The sequence below is a fragment of the Burkholderia sp. 22088 genome (assembly GCF_052045915.1).
Classification (GTDB): Bacteria; Pseudomonadota; Gammaproteobacteria; order Burkholderiales; family Burkholderiaceae; genus Burkholderia; species Burkholderia cepacia.
The window spans coordinates 590894-608701 of record NZ_JBQEPY010000001.1 but is presented as its reverse complement, the minus strand read 5'-3'; the positions used below and the strand labels follow the sequence as shown (position 1 = coordinate 608701).

Annotated in this window: 16 protein-coding genes; 15 read left to right on the top strand and 1 reads right to left on the bottom strand. The window is 64.1% G+C overall.

Annotated elements, in window-relative coordinates:
* Positions 1 to 10: 10 nt before the first annotated feature.
* On the bottom strand, positions 11 to 2578 hold the full coding sequence (gene tssH, locus ACTJLD_RS02990) for a type VI secretion system ATPase TssH (RefSeq protein ID WP_440657940.1): 2568 nt from the start codon (positions 2576 to 2578) through the stop codon (positions 11 to 13).
* Positions 2579 to 3053: 475 nt separating this feature from the next.
* On the opposite strand from tssH, the gene tssB reads away from it, so the two are divergent.
* From tssB to ACTJLD_RS02915, 15 genes are all read left to right on the top strand, one after another.
* The gene (gene tssB / locus ACTJLD_RS02985; RefSeq protein WP_059696586.1) at positions 3054 to 3557 is read left to right on the top strand and encodes a type VI secretion system contractile sheath small subunit; all 504 of its coding nucleotides are present in this window, start codon (positions 3054 to 3056) and stop codon (positions 3555 to 3557) included.
* Positions 3558 to 3597: 40 nt separating this feature from the next.
* Entirely contained in the window at positions 3598 to 5079 is a 1482-nt protein-coding gene (tssC, locus tag ACTJLD_RS02980) for a type VI secretion system contractile sheath large subunit (RefSeq protein ID WP_060084967.1), read from the top strand.
* A 15-nt stretch (positions 5080 to 5094) separates the two neighbouring features.
* Positions 5095 to 5523, top strand: a complete 429-nt coding sequence (gene tssE / locus ACTJLD_RS02975) for a type VI secretion system baseplate subunit TssE (protein ID WP_059696590.1) — start codon at positions 5095 to 5097, stop codon at positions 5521 to 5523.
* Positions 5524 to 5542: 19 nt separating this feature from the next.
* Positions 5543 to 7309: a type VI secretion system baseplate subunit TssF gene (tssF, locus tag ACTJLD_RS02970; protein WP_440657939.1), complete on the top strand. Its 1767-nt coding sequence runs from the start codon at positions 5543 to 5545 to the stop codon at positions 7307 to 7309.
* On the top strand, positions 7273 to 8292 hold the full coding sequence (gene tssG / locus ACTJLD_RS02965; RefSeq protein WP_060084964.1) for a type VI secretion system baseplate subunit TssG: 1020 nt from the start codon (positions 7273 to 7275) through the stop codon (positions 8290 to 8292). Before tssF ends, tssG begins: the two co-directional genes overlap by 37 nt.
* A complete protein-coding gene (gene tagH, locus ACTJLD_RS02960; protein ID WP_440657938.1) occupies positions 8289 to 9641 on the top strand; it encodes a type VI secretion system-associated FHA domain protein TagH in 1353 nt (450 codons plus the stop codon). The genes tssG and tagH overlap by 4 nt, the downstream gene beginning before the upstream one ends.
* Positions 9638 to 10741: a type VI secretion system lipoprotein TssJ gene (gene tssJ, locus ACTJLD_RS02955; protein ID WP_440657937.1), complete on the top strand. Its 1104-nt coding sequence runs from the start codon at positions 9638 to 9640 to the stop codon at positions 10739 to 10741. Before tagH ends, tssJ begins: the two co-directional genes overlap by 4 nt.
* Positions 10738 to 12075, top strand: a complete 1338-nt coding sequence (tssK, locus tag ACTJLD_RS02950; RefSeq protein ID WP_440657936.1) for a type VI secretion system baseplate subunit TssK — start codon at positions 10738 to 10740, stop codon at positions 12073 to 12075. The genes tssJ and tssK overlap by 4 nt, the downstream gene beginning before the upstream one ends.
* Position 12076: 1 nt before the next feature.
* Positions 12077 to 12964: a type IVB secretion system protein IcmH/DotU gene (gene icmH, locus ACTJLD_RS02945; RefSeq protein WP_222214219.1), complete on the top strand. Its 888-nt coding sequence runs from the start codon at positions 12077 to 12079 to the stop codon at positions 12962 to 12964.
* 20 nt (positions 12965 to 12984) lie between these two features.
* Entirely contained in the window at positions 12985 to 13251 is a 267-nt protein-coding gene (locus tag ACTJLD_RS02940; RefSeq protein ID WP_059696604.1) for a hypothetical protein, read from the top strand.
* A complete protein-coding gene (locus ACTJLD_RS02935) occupies positions 13208 to 13867 on the top strand; it encodes a hypothetical protein (protein WP_440657934.1) in 660 nt (219 codons plus the stop codon). Before ACTJLD_RS02940 ends, ACTJLD_RS02935 begins: the two co-directional genes overlap by 44 nt.
* Before the next feature lie 22 nt (positions 13868 to 13889).
* A complete protein-coding gene (locus ACTJLD_RS02930; protein ID WP_059696608.1) occupies positions 13890 to 14147 on the top strand; it encodes a PAAR domain-containing protein in 258 nt (85 codons plus the stop codon).
* Positions 14148 to 14859: 712 nt separating this feature from the next.
* Complete coding sequence (gene rimO / locus ACTJLD_RS02925; protein WP_027787268.1) at positions 14860 to 16221, top strand: 30S ribosomal protein S12 methylthiotransferase RimO; 1362 nt, start codon at positions 14860 to 14862, stop codon at positions 16219 to 16221.
* 3 nt (positions 16222 to 16224) lie between these two features.
* Complete coding sequence (locus ACTJLD_RS02920; RefSeq protein WP_119337126.1) at positions 16225 to 17151, top strand: sugar kinase; 927 nt, start codon at positions 16225 to 16227, stop codon at positions 17149 to 17151.
* Between the two features lie 90 nt (positions 17152 to 17241).
* Positions 17242 to 17784 carry a hypothetical protein gene (locus ACTJLD_RS02915; protein ID WP_059675871.1) on the top strand — a complete coding sequence of 181 codons (543 nt, stop codon included), beginning with the start codon at positions 17242 to 17244 and terminating at the stop codon, positions 17782 to 17784.
* The last annotated feature ends 24 nt before the right edge of the window (positions 17785 to 17808 follow it).

Below are 17808 nucleotides of genomic sequence, written 5' to 3'. Positions count from 1 at the left end.
CGTGCTCCACTCAGTGCAGCGTGGCCAGAAAGGTGCCGTCCTGCCAGCGCAGGTCAGCGCGCTGGAAAGGCGCCCCCTTGGCCTGCTGCTGCAGGACCGCGAGCGACAGCGGCGGCAGCAGTTCGCCGTCGATGCTTGCGTCGAGCATGCGCGCGCCGTTGGCGTGCCGTATGCAGCGCGAGCGCAACTCGTCGCGTGCGCTTTCGGTCACCTCCAGAGGGGCGTTGTAGCGCTCGGCGAATTGCCGCTGCAGACGCTGCAAGCGGCTGTCCACGATGTCGCCCAACACTGCCTCGTCGAGGTAGCGGTACGGCACGAGCTGCATGCGCGCCAGCAGGGCCGGCTTGAAGAAGCGCATCAACTGCTGCCGCAGGCTGTCGACGTCGAGGTCGGACAACGACGGATCATCCTGGTCGAAACCGAGGTTGGAGGTCAGGAAGAACAGGATGTTCTGGCAGTCGATGCGCCGACCTTCGCCATCGGCCAGCTCGCCTTTGTCGAAGGCTTGGTAGAACACGTTCAGCACTTCCGGGTGGGCTTTTTCCACCTCGTCCAGCAATACCACCGCATAGGGATGCTTACGAATGGACTCGGTTAGCACCCCACCTTCGCCGAAGCCCACGTAGCCCGGTGGTGCGCCCAGCAGGCGCGACACGGTGTGTTTCTCCTGGTACTCGGACATGTTGATCGTGGTGAGGAAACGCTCGCCGCCGAACAGCGCATCGGCCACTGCCAGAGCCGTCTCGGTCTTGCCGACGCCGCTGGGGCCGACCAGCAGGAACGCACCCATCGGTGTACCTGGCCGGCGCAAGTCGGCCACCGCCGTGAGCAGGCGTCGGTGCAACGTCTCCAGCGCCGCGTCCTGTCCTTTGACGCGCAGTCGCAGGGCGGCCGGCAATTGTTCGAGGCGCGTCAACTGATCGCTGTTGATGGTGGTGGCTGGTATGCCCGTCCAGTCAGCGATGACCTGGGCAATCTGCTCGGCGCCCACGTCGGCATGCAGCAGGGCACCATCGCGTTGGAGGTCGGCCAGGCGGGTTACCCAGCCCGAAAGCAGCCGGGCGGTGTTGTCGTTAGCGTCCTGACCGCGAAGGCTGACAATCGTATCGATGACCGATTTCTGCTGTTCCCAGGCATGGCGCAGCTCGGCGATACGCGTTTCCACCTGTTGCCGCGCATCGCGCAGGTTGTCCAGTCGTGTCGTCGATGGTGCGCGGCCGGACCTGGCATCACGCACTAGGTGTTCGGCCTCCGCATCGATCTGCCGAAGCTCGTTCTCGAGCGCGGTCAGACGGCGCGGTGGCTCGGCCAGTGCGGTGGCGGCGCGTGCGCACGCGGTGTCGAGCACGTCGATGGCCTTGTCCGGCAACTGCCGGCCGGACAGGTAGCGCGCCGACAACGCAGCGGCGGCTTGCAGGGCATCGTCCCCGATATAGACCTTGTGCGCTTGCTCATAGAGGGGGCGCAGGCCGCGCAGAATATGCACGGCATCCTCCGGACTGGGTTCCTCCAGCTTCACCAACTGGAAGCGCCGGACCAATGCGGGGTCTTTCTCGAAGTACTTCTTGTACTCGGACCAGGTGGTGGCGGCGATGGTGCGCAGTTCGCCGCGCGCCAGCGCCGGCTTGAGCAGGTTGGCTGCATCGCTGCCGCCGGCGGCGTTGCCGGCGCCGATCAGCGTATGCGCCTCGTCGATGAACAGGATGATCGGCTGCGGCGACGCTTTCACTTCGTCGATCACCGCCTTCAGGCGCTTCTCGAATTCGCCCTTGACCGACGCGCCGGCTTGCAAAGCGCCGAGGTCCAGCTCCCATAGGTGAACGTCGCGCAGCGGCTCCGGTACGCGTGCCTGCACGATGCGTAGGGCGAGTCCTTCAACGACAGCGCTTTTGCCGACACCGGCGTCGCCGACCACGATGGGGTTGTTCTTGCGGCGGCGCGACAGGATGTCGACCATCAGGTCGATCTCGGTATCGCGGCACAGCACCGGGTCGATCCGCCCCTCGCGAGCCTGTGCGGTGAAGTCGTGGCCGAATCGGGCCAATGCACTGTCGTCACCGCCGACGCCCGCAGGGCGGTGGTCGGCGGACGCTGTATCGGCCGCCTCCGTCGATCCAGCCAACAGTTCGCCAAAGCGCTTGCGCAGCGGCTCCCGGCTCACGCCATCCAGTAGGCGTATCGCTGCCAGCGGAAGGTAGCGGCCCGGATTGAGTAGCACGGCGAGCAGCAAGGCGCCGCTACGGATCTCCGCTTGTCCCAGCTCCACCGAGCTGAGCAGCCATGCCTCCTGCAACAGCTCCACCAGCAAAGGGGAGAAGGAAGGGTATTGATTATGCCCGCTATCCCCCTCGGGAAATGCCGTGGACAGCGCGTGTCGCGCGGTGTCGACCTCAATCCCCGCGACGCGTAACACGAGACGCACGTCGCACTGAGGCTGATCGAGCAGCTTGACCAGTAAGTGAGGCACGGTGACTTCGGCGCCACGCTGCCCGATGCAGAGGCTGCCCGCTTCTTCCAAGGCATGTCGACACAACGCATTAAGGCGCTCGAAGAGCGCCGGGAGATCCACCGTAATCATGTAATCGAACTCCCCTTTTCAGGAAAGGTTTTTTAGAAAAAGCGTCTCCGCGTTGCCAATAATGCAAACGAATGTTTCGGTCTGGCGTTTTGTATAAGGTGGGTGAGGGCACCTTCGGTTTACACGCAATAAGCACACGGTCAAGCTATCGAGGAAACCACGTCAATAACTCGCTCGTCCATCGGATTCGTCTGAAATTAAAGAGGGATATTTCCGTAAATTCTGTATTAGAACGAAAATGACATATTCTGGAATAAAAATAAGACATGTCTGATTTCATTAATTGCCATTAACGTCTAGCCTCGTCGTTTGCGAGCGGAAAGCGATTTTGCGGCATGCCACAGATGGTGTTAGTTCGGCGGGGCTTGGCTCGGCCGGCACGCTTTCGCTTGCACTGCATACACCTTAGTGCGCTATGCGCCGGGGTTTATCGAATCTCGCGCTGCAAAGACTTCAATTCGAATGGGAGTGGCTCATGGCAAAGCAAGGATCGGTCGCACCGAAGGAACGCATCAACATTCGCTACGTTCCGGCAACGGGCGGCGAGCAGGAGGAAGTCGAATTGCCGCTGAAATTGTTGGTGACGGGCGACTTCAAGGGGCGTGAGGACGAGGTTGCACTCGAAGACCGTACCGCCGTCAGCATTAACAAGGACAACTTCAACAGCGTGATGTCCGAATTTGGCCTGGGGCTGACGATGGATGCGCCGGCCGTACTGGAAGAGGGGGGCGAGAACGACACCTTGCCGGTCCACCTGAAGTTCGGCGCCATCGAGGACTTCAGTCCCGATGCCATCGCCCGCCAGGTGCCGGAGCTACGCAAGCTGCTCGAACTGCGCGAGGCGCTGGTGGCGCTCAAGGGGCCGATGGGCAATATCCCGGCCTTCCGCAAGCAGTTGCAGGCTCTGCTCGGTGATGAAGCCTCCCGCGGCAAGCTCGCCAAGGAGCTGGAACAGTTGCTGGAACCCGGCAAGGCCTGATGCCGCGCTGTTCCTCTTCCCGTTTGCAAAGGACATAACAATGACACAAGCACAAACCACTGCTGCCCAAAAGCAGGACGCGTTGCCGCAGGAGGGCCTGCTGGCCCAGATCATGGCGCAGACCCGCCTGCAGCCTGCCCAGGAAGGTTATGCCGTCGCCGAGCGCGGCGTGGCTGCCTTCATTGCCGAGATGCTCAAGACCGATGCACGCGAACAGCCGGTCAACAAGCAACTGGTTGACCAGATGATTTCCCAGATCGACGCCAAGCTCGGCAGGCAGATGGACGTGATTCTCCATCAGCCAGCCCTGCAGGAGCTGGAGTCGGCCTGGCGCGGACTCCATCGACTGGTGGCCGGCACCGACTTCCGCGAAAACATCTTCATCGATGTACTTCACGTCACTAAGGATGAACTGCTGGAAGACTTCGAGAGCGCAGTGGATATCACGCGCAGTAATGTCTACAAGCTCATCTATACCGCGGGTTACGGCCAGTTCGGCGGCAAGCCCATTGGCTGCATCGTCGGCAACTATACCTTCGGCCCCTCGGCACCCGACATCAAGCTGCTCAACTACGTCGCTGCGATTGGCGCCATGGCGCACGCACCGTTCCTCGCCGCGGCCGGTCCCGAGATGCTTAATCTGGACTCCTTCCAGGACATCCCCAACCTCAAAGAGGTCAAGGATATCTTCGAAGGCCCGCGGCATGCCAAATGGCGCGGCCTGCGCGAATCGGAAGATGCGCGCTACCTTGGCCTGACCATGCCGCGTTTCCTGCTGCGTCAGCCGTACGACCCGCTGGAGAATCCGGTTCGCAGCTTTGCCTATCGCGAAACCATCGACGGCCAGCACGACAACTACCTGTGGGGTAACACGGCCTTTCTGATGGCCAACCGCATCACGGACAGCTTTGCGAAGTACCGCTGGTGCCCGAACATCATCGGTCCGCAATCGGGTGGCACTGTGGATGATCTGCCTGTGCACCTGTACGAGTCGCTTGGCCAGCTTCAGGCGAAGATTCCGACCGAAGTGCTGATTTCGGACCGGAAGGAGTTCGAGTTGTCGGCGGAGGGCTTCATTCCGCTCGCGATGCGCAAGGACAGCGACAACGCTGCCTTCTTTTCGGCGAACTCGGTGCAGAAACCCAAGGTCTTCCAGAGCACGCCGGAGGGGCAGGCCGCGCAGACCAACTACATGCTCGGCACGCAACTGCCGTACATGTTCATCGTCAACCGTCTGGCGCACTACATCAAGGTGCTGCAGCGCGAACAAATCGGCAGCTGGAAAGAACGCCAGGACCTGGAGCGCGAACTCAACAACTGGCTGCGTCAGTACATTGCGGACCAGGAAAGCCCCTCCGCCGACGTGCGCAGCCGCCGTCCGTTGCGTGCCGCCAAGGTCGTCGTGCAGGACGCGACGGGCAACCCCGGCTGGTACCAGATTTCCCTGTCGTTGCGCCCGCACTTCAAGTACATGGGCGCGAGCTTCGACCTGTCGCTGGTCGGTCGGCTCGACAAGGAATGACGGAGGGCATGACCCATGCCGCGTTCCCTCGGCCAGGGCAGCCTGTTCGAACGGCTTGATCCAGACCTGCCGCCGCGCCGTATGCGCACGCGGCAGGCGCTGGCGTCGGAGCGCATCGGTGCCATCAAGGACCACCTCGAGCGCATTCTCAATAGCCGCCAGGGCAGCTCGCAAAGCTGCCCTGGCTTCGGCCTTGGGGATCTGAACGACGCCGCGGCCAGCCAGATGGACTTGCGCCATCAGGTATGCCAGGACGTGCGCACTGCGGTAGTGGCCTACGAACCTCGCGTGCAGGTGCTGAACGTTCACCCCGTCACTGCGCAGAGTCAGACGGGCCCGCTGCATTTCCGTTTGCACTGTCTGGTGCCAGTCAACGACAGCACGGAGGACGTGGAGATCGATCTGCTCGTCCAGCACCGGGAGCGCTGGGTCCACGTGATCTAGCACCCAGCCAGGAGGGCTGATGCCACTGAAGAGAAAGTTCCGCGAAGAACTGGACTATATGCGCCGCCTCGGCCAGGTGTTCGCGCGCAACAATCCGCAGCTCGCGCGATACCTGGGGGAGGAAGCCACCGATCCCGATGTGGAACGGCTGATGGAAGGCTTTGCCTTCCTCACAGCCAAGCTGCGCCTGAAGATCGATGACGACTTCCCGGAGCTGACCCACCCGTTGCTGCAATTGCTGTGGCCGAACTACCTGCGTCCGTTGCCCAGCGCCACCATCATGCAGTTCCTGCCGATGGACCGCACCATTACGGAGCGACATGTGGTCCCCAAGGGGACGCGCATGCGCGCTCGCGAGGTAGACGGCATTTCCTGCGAGTTCCGCACCTGCGCGGACTTGGCCATCTATCCCTTGCGGATTGATCAGGTCAGCGATGCGCACTCGCTGGAGAAATCGACAGTGCGTGTGGACCTGTCCACGCTCAGCCAAAGCCCGCCCAGTACCTACGATTGCGACCAGCTCGATTTCTACCTGAGCGGTAGCGACTACACCGCCATGACGCTTTACCTGTGGCTGGCCGAGTACCTCGGCGAAATCCGCATGGAGGTCGCGGGGCAGGTGCGTCACATCCCTGCCAGCCAGGTGCTGTTCCACGGCTTCGCCCCCGATCAGGCGCTGCTGCCGTACCCGAAGAATGCACTGGACGGTTACCGTATTTTGCAGGAGTACTTCCTGTTCCCGAGGCGGTTCTTCTTCTTCGGTATCCGCGGGCTGCGTTCGCTTTGGCCCACCGAGCAGATTGGGCAGATCCGCCTAGAATTCGTTTTCACCCGGCCCATGCCCGAGGACGTGCGCATTCGCACGGGTGACCTGGCGCTTTACTGCACGCCGGCCGTGAACCTGTTCGAACACGAGGGCGAGCCCGTCCGGCTGACCGGCAAAGCGGTGGACTATCGCCTGAGCCCGGCAGGGCAGCGGACCGACGCCTACGAGATCTTCAGCATCGACAGTGTCGACGGCTGGAAGGGCGAGGGCAGCGGAAAGGCCGGCGAATGGCTGCGTACCTACCAGCCCTTCGAGTCGCTGCGCCACCAGATCGACTACGAGCGCGGCTACACCACGCTCTACTACCGCACCCGCATCGAACCGTCGATCACAGCTGCCGGTGTCGAGCACCGCGTGTCGTTCGTGCGTGGCGACGAGCACCACTACATCGGCCGCGACGAGACGGTCTCGGTGTCGCTGACCTGCACCAACCGTGATCTACCACTGGCGCTGGGCGCGGGAGACGTGTGCATCCCCACACACGACGTCCCCACCTTCGTCAGCGGTCGCAACCTGACGGCACCCACCCCGTCGTATCGGCCGGTTCTGGACGGTAACCTGCAGTGGCGGCTCATCTCCAATCTGTCGCCGACCTATCTGTCGCTGCTGTCTGCCGAGCCGTTGAAGGCCGTCATCAGCGCGTACGACTTCGCCGCTCACCACGACATCCAGCGGCGCCGCGCCATGCAGAAGCGTCTGGATGCATTGCTGGAAGTCGTTACTACGCCGGTCGACCGCATGTTCCAGGCGCTGCCGATTCGAGGCATCCGCAGCATGGTCAAGCTCGATCAGGCGGGGTTTGCCTGCGAAGGCGATCTCTACCTGTTCGGCACGGTGCTGAGCCACTTCCTCGCGCTGTACAGCAGTATTTCCTCCTTCCATGTGCTGGAGGCGATCAACACCACCAATCAGGAGCACTACGCATGGCCCATGCGCAGCGGAACCCAAGCCCTGATTTGACTGAAAAGCTGCTGGCGGGCGCCAGGAACCACGACTTCTTCTTGCTGCTGGAGCGGCTGCATGCGTTGCACGGCGACGACCTCGAATCGCCCGAAAGCGACGATCCCGAACGTCAGCGCATCAAGCTGAGCAACTATGCCGGCATGGGCTTCCCGGCCTCGGACGTGTCGCTGGCACGACGCCTGGCGCACGGCGAGCCGCATCAGTACGAAGTACAGGCGACATTCTTCGGCATGCACGGCCCTGACTCACCGTTGCCGTCCTATTACGTGGAGCGACTGGCATACGAGGCCGGGCAGGGCATCGGCATCCGTCCGGCGTTCTTCGACGTATTCCATCACCGCCTGCTGACACTGCTGCACCAGGCCTGGCGCAAGTACCGGCACTACATCCGCTTCCGTCCCGGCGCCAGTGACCCGCTCTCGCAACGCCTGTTCGCGCTGATCGGTCTGGAGAACACCGCCATCCGCGGCGACACGCCCATTGCCTGGAGCCGCCTGCTCAGTTTCGCCGGCGCCGTGGTGCATCGTAGCCGTTCGCCCGCGATGGTCGCCGGGCTGATTGCGCACTGCTTCGACCTCAAGGACGTCGACATCCGCGATTTCGAACTGCGCCACGCCGACATTGACCCGGGCGATCGCGTCCAGCTTGGTTGCCTCAATGGCCAGCTCGGCGAGAGCTTCCGCGTGGGCGACAGCGTGCGCACGCGCCACGCCAAATTCACCATCGTCATCGCCAACCTCAGCCAGCAGCGGTTCCGCGAATTTCTTCCGCACGGCGAGAACTTCGAGCGTTTGCGGCTACTGGTCGCCTTCCTGTTGCGCGACCAAACCCCGTGCGACCTCGAACTGGCGCTGCGCGAAAACGAAATCCCTTCCTTCAACCTCTCGGGCGATGTCGGCACCGAATTGGGCTGGACCAGTTTTCTGGAGCAGCCTGCATTGCGCCGGCCGCCTCGCGTTCAACTGACGGTGCGCGCATGAATACGGTATCCACGGAACCCCGCCTGGCCTTGGTCGTCGCCAACCCGGATGCCTTGCAGCAAGGCACGGCACCGCGCTACAGCTTCGACCCCGCCGGCGGCACCATAGGCTCGCAGGGTGCAAGTTGGCTGCTGCACGACCGCGCCGGCTGGGTGCAGCCTCAACACTGCGAAATCCGCTTCGAAGATGGCGGCTATATCGTCATCGATCGCAGCGGCCACACCCGGCTGAACGAGCAGACCCGCCCCCTAGGCCTGCACGCCAGCGCGCGCTTGCGCGACGCGGACACCCTGCACGTCGGGCCGTACCGCCTCACGGTGCACGTGGACGAGGAGCAGCACGCGTTGCCGGATCCGTCGCGCGCGCTGGCTCAGCACGACGTCGAGGAGTTGATGCAGTTGCCCGACGACTACCTGGACGGCTTGCCAGCCGCGGCATCCGAGGGGCCGCACCCCGTTGAGCCGAATCCCGGCTGGGCCGCTTTCCAGGCCTTGAGCGAGCCGACAAGGCCGCAAGGCCAGCTCGACCCGTTGCACGCGCTGGATCTCGCGGCCCAGTGGAGCGGGGGCGCCGCCGCGCGCGCCTCGTTAGATCCGCTCGATCCCCACCACTACGGACTGTCGCCGCTGGCGGCCCAGGCCGACCTTGCCGCCACGGCGCAGGAAGCCGTTCACGGCAAGCCCATCCATGCATCAGGAGACACCATCATGTCGGAGCCCGACAGCCATAACCCCGCCGCTCGCGAGTGGCTGCGTGCACAGCAAGCGAACGGCCACGATCCGGCCGCCCTGGTCAATCCGCTGATCGAAGGGCTCGGCGCACCAGTGGGGGCGCTGGATGCGCAAACAACCTACGCGCTGCTCTACGAGGCAGGCCGCAGCCTCAGTGCGGCCATCGGCGGCCTGAGCGCTTTGCACGGCGGCGCGCCCGGACAGCGACAGCGCACCTTGCAGCCCATCGAAGACAATCCGCTGCGTCTGGGTCAAAGCTACCCGAACACCGTCCGCGCCATGTTCGCCGCCGACCGCAGTGTCGTGCATCTGTCGCCCGCGGCAGCGATCGAGGAATCGCTGGAGCAGATCCATCGCCAGCAGCGGGCCACCCATCAGGCCATCACCGCCGGTCTCAGCGCGCTGCTGCAAGCCTTCTCTCCGGAGCAGTTACAACGGCGCTTTACCCGTTATCGCCCGCCGCAGAGTGGCCAGGCGAACAGCGATGGTTGGGCGTGGCAAATGTATGGGCACTACTACGACGAGTTGATCTCTGGACGCCAGCAGGGTTTCGACAAATTGTTTTGGGAGGTCTTCGATCAAGCCTACGACCAGGCCTTGCGTGCGGAGGCACCATGAAGCGAAGCCTCGCGCTTCTGCTCGCCGGCATGCTGCTCGCCGGCTGCAGCACCGTGGGCAACGTGTTCAAGAAGACGGGCCGGGTCTTGATGGACCCGTCCATCCCGGTGGGCGCGCCCGACGACCAGCCCACCCAGATCGCCCTCAGCCTGTACGCCAGCGCCTACGTCAATCCCAACCCGGTCAGCGCATCGGCCGCCGACAGCGCCGCCGTGGTCGATGAACCGACCGAGGAGAAGCTGATCGGGGAGGGGCCGTATTCCGTCAGCTTCAACGGCGCCACCAAGGGCGAACTCATCAGCGGCTTGCGCGCCTTGCTGGACCATTTGCAGGGCGAGGAGGGTGTGGTGCCGCTGCCGTCGCATGGCACAGGGCGCCAGCTTCCGAATTCCCTCACCGCCACGCTCAGCGGCAAGCCACCCTTGCCGCCGGATGGGCAGCTTCGCCGTAGCCCGTCGCTAGCGGACGCGCCCGGCGTCGCGTCAAACCTGGGCCAGTACCGCAAGGGCGACAGTCTGGCCACAGCCAGTGCACCGTCGCCAGAGTCACCAGCGCCAGCGTCCAGCGCCGCCGCCACCCCGGTCGCCTTCCAGGTGCTCCAACTCAAGGACGACAGCATGCTGGAAAACGCCGACCTCGACCTCGTCAGCCAGAATCCCAAGAAGGCGCTGGGCAGCACCTTCATTGCCGCGGACGACTACACCCTCGCGCCAGGCCAGTTCAAGTTCATCGAATTCAGTCCCATCGAAGACAAGGCCCGCTACGTGGCCGTCGTAGCTGCCTTCCACGATGTCAATGCGACCCGCCGATACGACGTATTCCGGCTCGAACCGCGCGGGCGCAAATACGCCTTGCTGGTCACCCTGCAAGACACCCGCGTCACCATTACCAACGAGGCCTATCGCGCGCCGGATCCGTTGCGCGAACCCGCCCGCGGCGCGCGGGATCCGCAACGCAAACCCGTTCGCGGCGCGCTGGGCGTGTTGCGCGAGCCGACCGATAGCGCGCCGGACCTGTTGCGCAAACCGGCCTCTCGTCCGCAGCAGCTGTTCCGCGGATCTTCTCGCGAGGCAGCCATCCAAACGAGCAAGCAACCATGACCACCCGCAATCCCGTTGCATGGAACGAAGGGCTCTTCGTCAAGCCCCAGCATTTCCAACAAACCAGTCGCTACCTCGAGCACTACGTCAACGTCCGTTTGGGGCGTAAATACGGCTACGGTTTCGCCGAGCTGGTGTTGAACCAGGACTTCCTCGCCATTGGCAAGATCGCGATCGTGCGTGCGCGCGGCATCCTGCCCGACGGCACCGCCTTCGACATCCCGCACGACCAGCCGCCGCCGGAGCCGCTAGACATCAGCGATGCCACGGCCGCCAACCAGACCGTCTATCTCACGCTGCCGCTGCGTTCCGACGGCATGGCCGAAATCCGCTGGCCGGACACCTACGCCAATGCACGCTACGTAGCGCGCAGCGAAGACGTGCGCGATACCCACAGCCACCAGGGCAACCATGTCGCCGTGGCCATGGCTGTACCCAACCTGCAACTGGCGCTGGAACGGGACGACCGTAGTGCCTTCACCGGGCTGGCCATCGGCCGCATTCTTGACCGGCGTCCCGATGGCAGCTTGCTGATGGATAGCGGCTTCCACATCACCGGCTTGCACCTGCGAGCCATCAGCCAGCTCGCGCATTTCATGGAAGAAATCGCCGCGCTGGCGCACGAGCGCGCCAAGAGCATCGCCGAGCGCATCGGCTCGCCTGGCCAGGCCGGCGTCGCCGACGTCACCGACTTCAACCTGCTGCAAGCGCTCAATCGTTGGCAGCACCTGTTCCGGCATTTGGCACGCGACAGCGACGTGCATCCGCTCGACGCCTACCTCGCGTGCGGCCAGGCCTGCGGCGAACTCGTCACCTTTACCGACGAGGCGCGCGTACCGCCGGAGTTTCCGGCCTACCAGCACGACAACCCGCAGGCCACCTTCCACTTGCTGCAGGAAACCCTGCGCCGCGTGCTCAGCACCGTGCTGCAACCGCGCGCCGTGTCCCTGCCGTTGGTCAAGGAGCGCCATGGCGTGCTTACCGCCCAGGTCAACGACTCCAGCCTCATGCAAAGCGCGGAATTCATTCTCGCCGTGCGCGCGCGCATGCCGCTGGACCAGCTGCGCCAGCTCTTCCTGCAACAGGCCAAGGTCGCTTCCCAGCAGACGCTGCTCGACCTCATCCGTCTGCAACTGCCCGGCATTCCACTCAGCCCGCTGCCAGTGGCGCCGCGCCACCTGCCGTTCCATGCCGGCTTCACCTACTTCCAGCTCGATCGCACGCATCCGAATTGGCAGAAGTTGATGCAGAAGGGCGCCAACGGTTTCGGCTTCCACATCACCGGCGACTTCCCGGAACTGGAACTCCAGTTCTGGGCCATTCGGAGTCAATGACATGAACACCACCGTCGACATCGGCAACGACAGGATTGATCGCGAGCCGCGACTGCGGGCACAGCAAACGGCGCCGTATCCACCGGGAGCCGCGTCGGGCGACTTCCTGCGCACACCGCCTGTCTCCCCGATGGGCGACAAGGACCGCATGCTGTTCGACTCGGTGCACCACATCGACTACGACGACGACCTGCAATTTCAGCTACGCGGCCACAGCCTCAACCCTCTAGTGGATGCCGCGCAGCCGCTGCTGGGGCTGGTCATTCGCCTGCGCCGCCTTGACCGCTGCGACGACATCCCCAGGCTCTACGCCAACGTGCGCGACCAGATCACCGCGCTGTCCGAGGAGGTGCGCCAGCTCGGCTACGACGGCGCCACCCAGTTGGCCTACCGCTACGCGCTGTGCGCGTTCATCGACGAAGCTGTCATGGCCACTCCTTGGGGCCACAGCTCGCTCTGGCGCGAACGCTCGCTGCTCAGCTACCACCACAACGAAACCTGGGGCGGCGAAAAATTCTTCACCGTGCTCGCGCGCATGCAGATGGAGCCGGAGAAGTACCATCACGTCCTGGAATTCAAATACCTCTGCCTTTGCCTGGGTTTCCAGGGCAAATACGGTCAGCAGCACAACCAGCAGGACACGCTCAACGCCATCATCGTCAAGCTCCATCGCATCCTGCGGCCGCTGCGTGGCGATGCTCCCGAGCGCCTCACCGACGCGCCGACCGTCGCTACGCATCGCTACCGGCTCAAGCGCCAGATGCCCCTCTGGACACCCTGGGCCATCGCATTGGTCGTACTGGTTGGCGCCTACCTGTTCTTCTCGATCAGGCTAGGTGCCACCACCGACCAGGTCCTGCAATCGCTGGATCACATCCTCAAACCGTAACCCAGGCCACGGGAGCGACCATGCCCACGCAATCCGTCCTGCGCTTTACCTTCACCGCTGGTGACGAGTCGTTCGAAGTGGTGGAGTTCACCCTGCACGAAGGCTTGTCCGAGACCTTCCTGTTGCAGGTGGAGCTCGCCAGCGCTAATCCCGCCATCGACTTTGGCCAGGTGCGCAAAGCGCCTGAGCGGAGGCCCATCGGTTTCGAAGCGGCCGATCAACTATTTTCTGGAGTGCGCTCGCATGACCAACTCCAGCCTCGAAATGGCGATCAACGGAGTCAATGACCTACCTAACGTGGTTATCTACACCCGGTGGCATCAGCCCGCTCCGTTGACGGCGCTATTTTCTCCACTGCTAGTCGTGTCGATGTTCGTGCTCTTCCCATTGCCCACCGCCGGACCTCTTCTTGCCATCGCGGTGCTGACAGTCGTCTGCATCGTCACCCCGTTGATCTTGGCCCACGTGGTGTACCCGCCTGCCAAAGACGTGGTGCACATCACACCCGATGCCTTGGTCTTCAAGCGCTATGGAACCGTTACCTTTGACAGTATCACCGCAGATACCTTGGATGGACTGATCCGACTCACGCGCCGGAAGCAGCCAACGCTCGTGTTGCTCGGTAACCGCAAGACACCCGGCTACAAGGCATTCCAGGCGGCGCTTGAACCCGCCATGGCGACGTGGCGGTCGCACCACCCAACGGTACCGATCAAGCAGAGCCATTTCCACGGCACGAGGCTGGCCAAGGTGCTCGGCGCACTGACCGTGATCAGTTGCGTGGGCCTCGCCATCACCGTTGTGACTATGAAGCTCGCCCTGGCCTCGTTACCTGCCTTGGCGATCGACATCTTCGATGGTCTTCGCTTGCTCGCTAGTAAGCGCCAGGATATTCAAAAGTAGTACAAAACATAAGGAGCTTGATATGCGACCTATCGTACTCGTCGGTCACCGACACAGCTGTCCCATCCACGGCGACGGAACCGTTGTCAGCGGCGCCGAGTCCGCTGCCATTAACGGCCGAGCAATCGCGCGCGTCGGCGATCGCATCAGTTGCGGTGCGGAGATTCAAACCGGCTCGCCCGGCACGGAGATCGAAGGCCGGCCGGCGGCGCGTCAGGGCGACACCACCAGCCATGGTGGCACCTTGGTCGAGGGCGAGACTGGGTGGCTAGTGGAGTGAAAGCAAGCGGTGCAAGCGATCGCGACGTGGGGGTGCCGTCTGTGATGTCTATCGGAGATGGATTACCGCTGCGATAGCGTAGGCAACGAGTATGGATGAACGACGACAATCAGTGATCGACAGGTAAGGGGGCATCTCGAACCTCAGGTCCGCAGGACGCCAGCGGCTTATCGATCGAGGGTCGAAACCCGGGATTTCGCATCTTGTAAGGACGGCGTCATTCTCGTGTTCGGCTCGGCAACGAACAGCAAAGCGTCCAACCGGTCCCCTCCGAACTCCTCGTCTGCACGCTGATGCCTGATGTACGGAGCGCACACCGGCAGAACGGTGTTGCGTTCTTTCGCCGCGAGGCTGTCGCCGGCCGCGTTGACCGTTATCCCGGTATTCGCGATCGACGTGGGTTGCTGCGCCAACGACGAAACAAGTGTCGGCTCGACTCTGGCGGCTCAGGCCCCCCGACAATCAGCGCAGGCCGTCCTGCATCCGCCTGCACGAACACGTCGAGTGCCCCTTCCAGACATCGCCGATGGTAAGCGGAAGACCCTTTGTCACGTAGTGAAAGGGTCGCATCAAGCTCGATCTTGCGCACGGCCGGCCGCCGCACGGCGTATCCGAGTTGAAAGCCTGCGCCGTCTCCAGCCGCTCCTTTTAGGCTGCTGACCCATAAATCGCTGTAAACTCACGCTTTTGCTGCCACGCCCCCACATTCCAGATGTCCCAATCCCCCAAAGTAGGGTTCGTTTCGCTTGGTTGCCCGAAAGCCCTCGTCGATTCCGAACAGATCATCACGCAACTGCGTGCCGAAGGTTATGAAATCTCCGGCACCTACGACGGCGCCGACCTCGTCGTCGTGAACACCTGCGGCTTCATCGACGAAGCCGTGCAGGAAAGCCTCGACGCGATCGGCGAAGCGCTGACCGAGAACGGCAAGGTGATCGTCACCGGCTGTCTCGGCGCGAAGTCGAGCGCTAGCGGCTCGAACCTGATCGAGGAGGTCCATCCGAAGGTGCTCGCCGTCACCGGCCCGCACGCGGTGGGCGAAGTGATGCAGGCCGTGCATTCGCATCTGCCGAAGCCGCACGACCCGTTCACCGACCTCGTGCCGGCGGCCGGCATCAAGCTCACGCCGCGCCACTACGCGTACCTGAAGATCTCCGAAGGCTGCAACCACCGCTGCACGTTCTGCATCATCCCGTCGATGCGCGGCGACCTCGTGTCGCGCCCGGTCGCCGAAGTGATGCTGGAAGCCGAGAACCTCTTCAAGTCGGGCGTGAAGGAACTGCTCGTGATCTCGCAGGACACGAGCGCGTACGGCGTCGACGTGAAGTACCGCACGGGCTTCTGGAACGGCAAGCCGATCAAGACGCGCATGACCGATCTGGTCGCCGCGCTCGGCGAACTCGCGGCACAGTACGGTGCATGGGTGCGCCTGCACTACGTGTACCCGTACCCGAGCGTCGACGAAGTGATTCCGCTGATGGCCGAAGGTCCGTTCAAGGGCCACGTGCTGCCGTATCTCGACGTGCCGTTCCAGCACGCGCATCCGGAAGTGCTGAAGCGCATGAAGCGTCCGGCGAACGCCGAGAAGGTGCTCGAGCGCGTGCAGAAGTGGCGCGAGATCTGCCCGGACCTGACGATCCGCAGCACGTTCATCGCGGGCTTCCCCGGCGAGACGGAAGAGCAGTTCGAAACGCTGCTCGACTTCATCCGCGAGGCGGAACTCGATCGCGTCGGCTGCTTCGCGTATTCGCCGGTCGAAGGCGCGACGGCAAACGAACTCGACGGCGCGCTGCCGGATGAGGTTCGCGAGGAGCGTCGCGCACGCTTCATGGAAGTCGCCGAGGAAGTGTCGGCGAACCGCATTCAGCGCAAGGTCGGCAAGACCCTCAAGGTGCTGATCGACGAAGTCAGCGAGGAAGGCGGGATCGGCCGCACGGCGGCCGATGCGCCGGAGATCGACGGCGTCGTCTATGTCGAGCCGGCGGCGAAGGCCTCGAAGCGCTACAAGGTCGGCGATTTCGTGTCCGTGAAGATCACGGGCGCCGACGGCCACGATCTGTGGGGCGAGGTGTAAGCGGTGGCCGCCGTATTCCCGGAGATCCTCGCGCTCGGCGAAGCGATGATCGAATTCAACCAGTCGCAGCCGGGCCGGCCTGAATTCCTGCAGGGCTTCGGCGGCGACACGTCGAACTTCTGCATCGCGGCGGCGCGCCAGGGCGCGTCGACGGGCTTCGTATCGGCGATCGGCGACGATCCGTTCGGCCGGCTGCTGGCCGACATGTGGCGCGCGGAATGCGTCGACACGACGTACGTGCGGATCGATCGCACGGCGCCGACCGGCGTGTATTTCGTCACGCACGGCGCCGACGGCCACCAGTTCGACTATCTGCGCGCGGGCTCGGCGGCGAGCCGCTATGCGGCGGGCGACCTGCCGCTCGACGCACTGGCCGCCGCGAAGGCGGTGCACCTGTCGGGCATCAGCCTCGCGATCAGCACGGCTGCGTGCGACGCCGCGTTCGCGGCGATCGACCACGCACGCCGCAACGGTGCGAAGGTCAGCTTCGACACGAACCTGCGCCTGAAGCTGTGGCCGCTGCCGCGCGCCCGCGCGGTGATGCGCGAGGCGCTGCGCCAGACGGATATCTGCCTGCCCAGCTGGGACGACGTGACGGCGATCACGGGCGCGAACGATCGCGACGCGATCGTCGACGCGATGCTCGAACACGGGCCGCAGGTCGTTGCGCTGAAGCTCGGCAAGGAAGGTGCCTACGTGGCGACGCCGAACGAGCGGCGCGTCGTGCCGGGCTTCGCGGTCGAAGCCGTCGACGCGACGGGCGCGGGCGACTGCTTCGGCGGTGCCTTCGTCGCACGGATCGTCGCGGGCGACGATCCGTTCGCGGCGGCGCGTTATGCGAACGCCGCGGCGGCATTGTCGACGACGGGCTACGGCGCGGTCGCGCCGATTCCGCAGCGCGAGGCGGTGGAGCGCCTGATGCAAGGCTGATGCGCAATACGCGCGCCGGCCGCGGCTTCGTATGACGGCCAGCGCATCGCCGCAATTTGCGAGCGAATCTGAAGCAAGGAGCAACACAAGGTGGGTCGATATTCGCAATGGCAACGGGCGCTCGTCGTCGCGGGCGCGCTGGCGGCGGGCATGGCGATGCCGGGCGTGGTCGCGGCGCAGGCTGTCGCGCCGGGCGTGCAGCAGGACGAACCGGCACCGGCGCGGCCGCTGAAGCCGAATCCGGAGTTTGCCCGCCTGCCGCGCTACGAAGGCACGCTCGGCGACCGCCCGATCGTCGTGCATCTCGGCCCGAAGACGGACGAGGAAGGCGTGCACGGCGAATACCAGTTCGCCGATACGGGCGAGGTCGTACTGCTCGCGGGCGATCGCGACGGCGACACGCTTGAAATCGAGGAATCGAACGACGGCACGAACATCACGGGCGTGTGGATCGGCCGCTTCGACGCGACGGGCACCCTGAAGGCCGATCGGATGAATTCGGACGAGTCGGATCCGCAGCCCGTCGTGCTGCGTCTCGCGCCGGGCAAGCGCGCGGCGCTGCAGGTGCGCGACGGCCGCGTGCAGGAAATCGAGACGGTGGGCGGCGTCGTCAACCTGCGCACCGACAACTGAACCCGCGCTGGCTCGGCGCGCGCG

What these genes read in the sequence shown, in the direction of transcription:
- ACTJLD_RS02930 (WP_059696608.1), top strand. Translation starts at nt 13,890, where the DNA reads ATGCGACCTATCGTACTCGTCGGTCACCGACACAGCTGTCCCATCCAC.
- rimO (WP_027787268.1), top strand. Translation starts at nt 14,860, where the DNA reads ATGTCCCAATCCCCCAAAGTAGGGTTCGTTTCGCTTGGTTGCCCGAAA.
- ACTJLD_RS02940 (WP_059696604.1), top strand. Translation starts at nt 12,985, where the DNA reads ATGCCCACGCAATCCGTCCTGCGCTTTACCTTCACCGCTGGTGACGAG.
- icmH (WP_222214219.1), top strand. Translation starts at nt 12,077, where the DNA reads ATGAACACCACCGTCGACATCGGCAACGACAGGATTGATCGCGAGCCG.
- tssF (WP_440657939.1), top strand. Translation starts at nt 5,543, where the DNA reads ATGCCACTGAAGAGAAAGTTCCGCGAAGAACTGGACTATATGCGCCGC.
- tagH (WP_440657938.1), top strand. Translation starts at nt 8,289, where the DNA reads ATGAATACGGTATCCACGGAACCCCGCCTGGCCTTGGTCGTCGCCAAC.
- tssH (WP_440657940.1), bottom strand. Translation starts at nt 2,578, where the DNA reads ATGATTACGGTGGATCTCCCGGCGCTCTTCGAGCGCCTTAATGCGTTG.
- tssG (WP_060084964.1), top strand. Translation starts at nt 7,273, where the DNA reads ATGGCCCATGCGCAGCGGAACCCAAGCCCTGATTTGACTGAAAAGCTG.
- tssE (WP_059696590.1), top strand. Translation starts at nt 5,095, where the DNA reads ATGCCGCGTTCCCTCGGCCAGGGCAGCCTGTTCGAACGGCTTGATCCA.
- tssC (WP_060084967.1), top strand. Translation starts at nt 3,598, where the DNA reads ATGACACAAGCACAAACCACTGCTGCCCAAAAGCAGGACGCGTTGCCG.
- ACTJLD_RS02935 (WP_440657934.1), top strand. Translation starts at nt 13,208, where the DNA reads ATGACCAACTCCAGCCTCGAAATGGCGATCAACGGAGTCAATGACCTA.
- tssK (WP_440657936.1), top strand. Translation starts at nt 10,738, where the DNA reads ATGACCACCCGCAATCCCGTTGCATGGAACGAAGGGCTCTTCGTCAAG.
- tssJ (WP_440657937.1), top strand. Translation starts at nt 9,638, where the DNA reads ATGAAGCGAAGCCTCGCGCTTCTGCTCGCCGGCATGCTGCTCGCCGGC.
- tssB (WP_059696586.1), top strand. Translation starts at nt 3,054, where the DNA reads ATGGCAAAGCAAGGATCGGTCGCACCGAAGGAACGCATCAACATTCGC.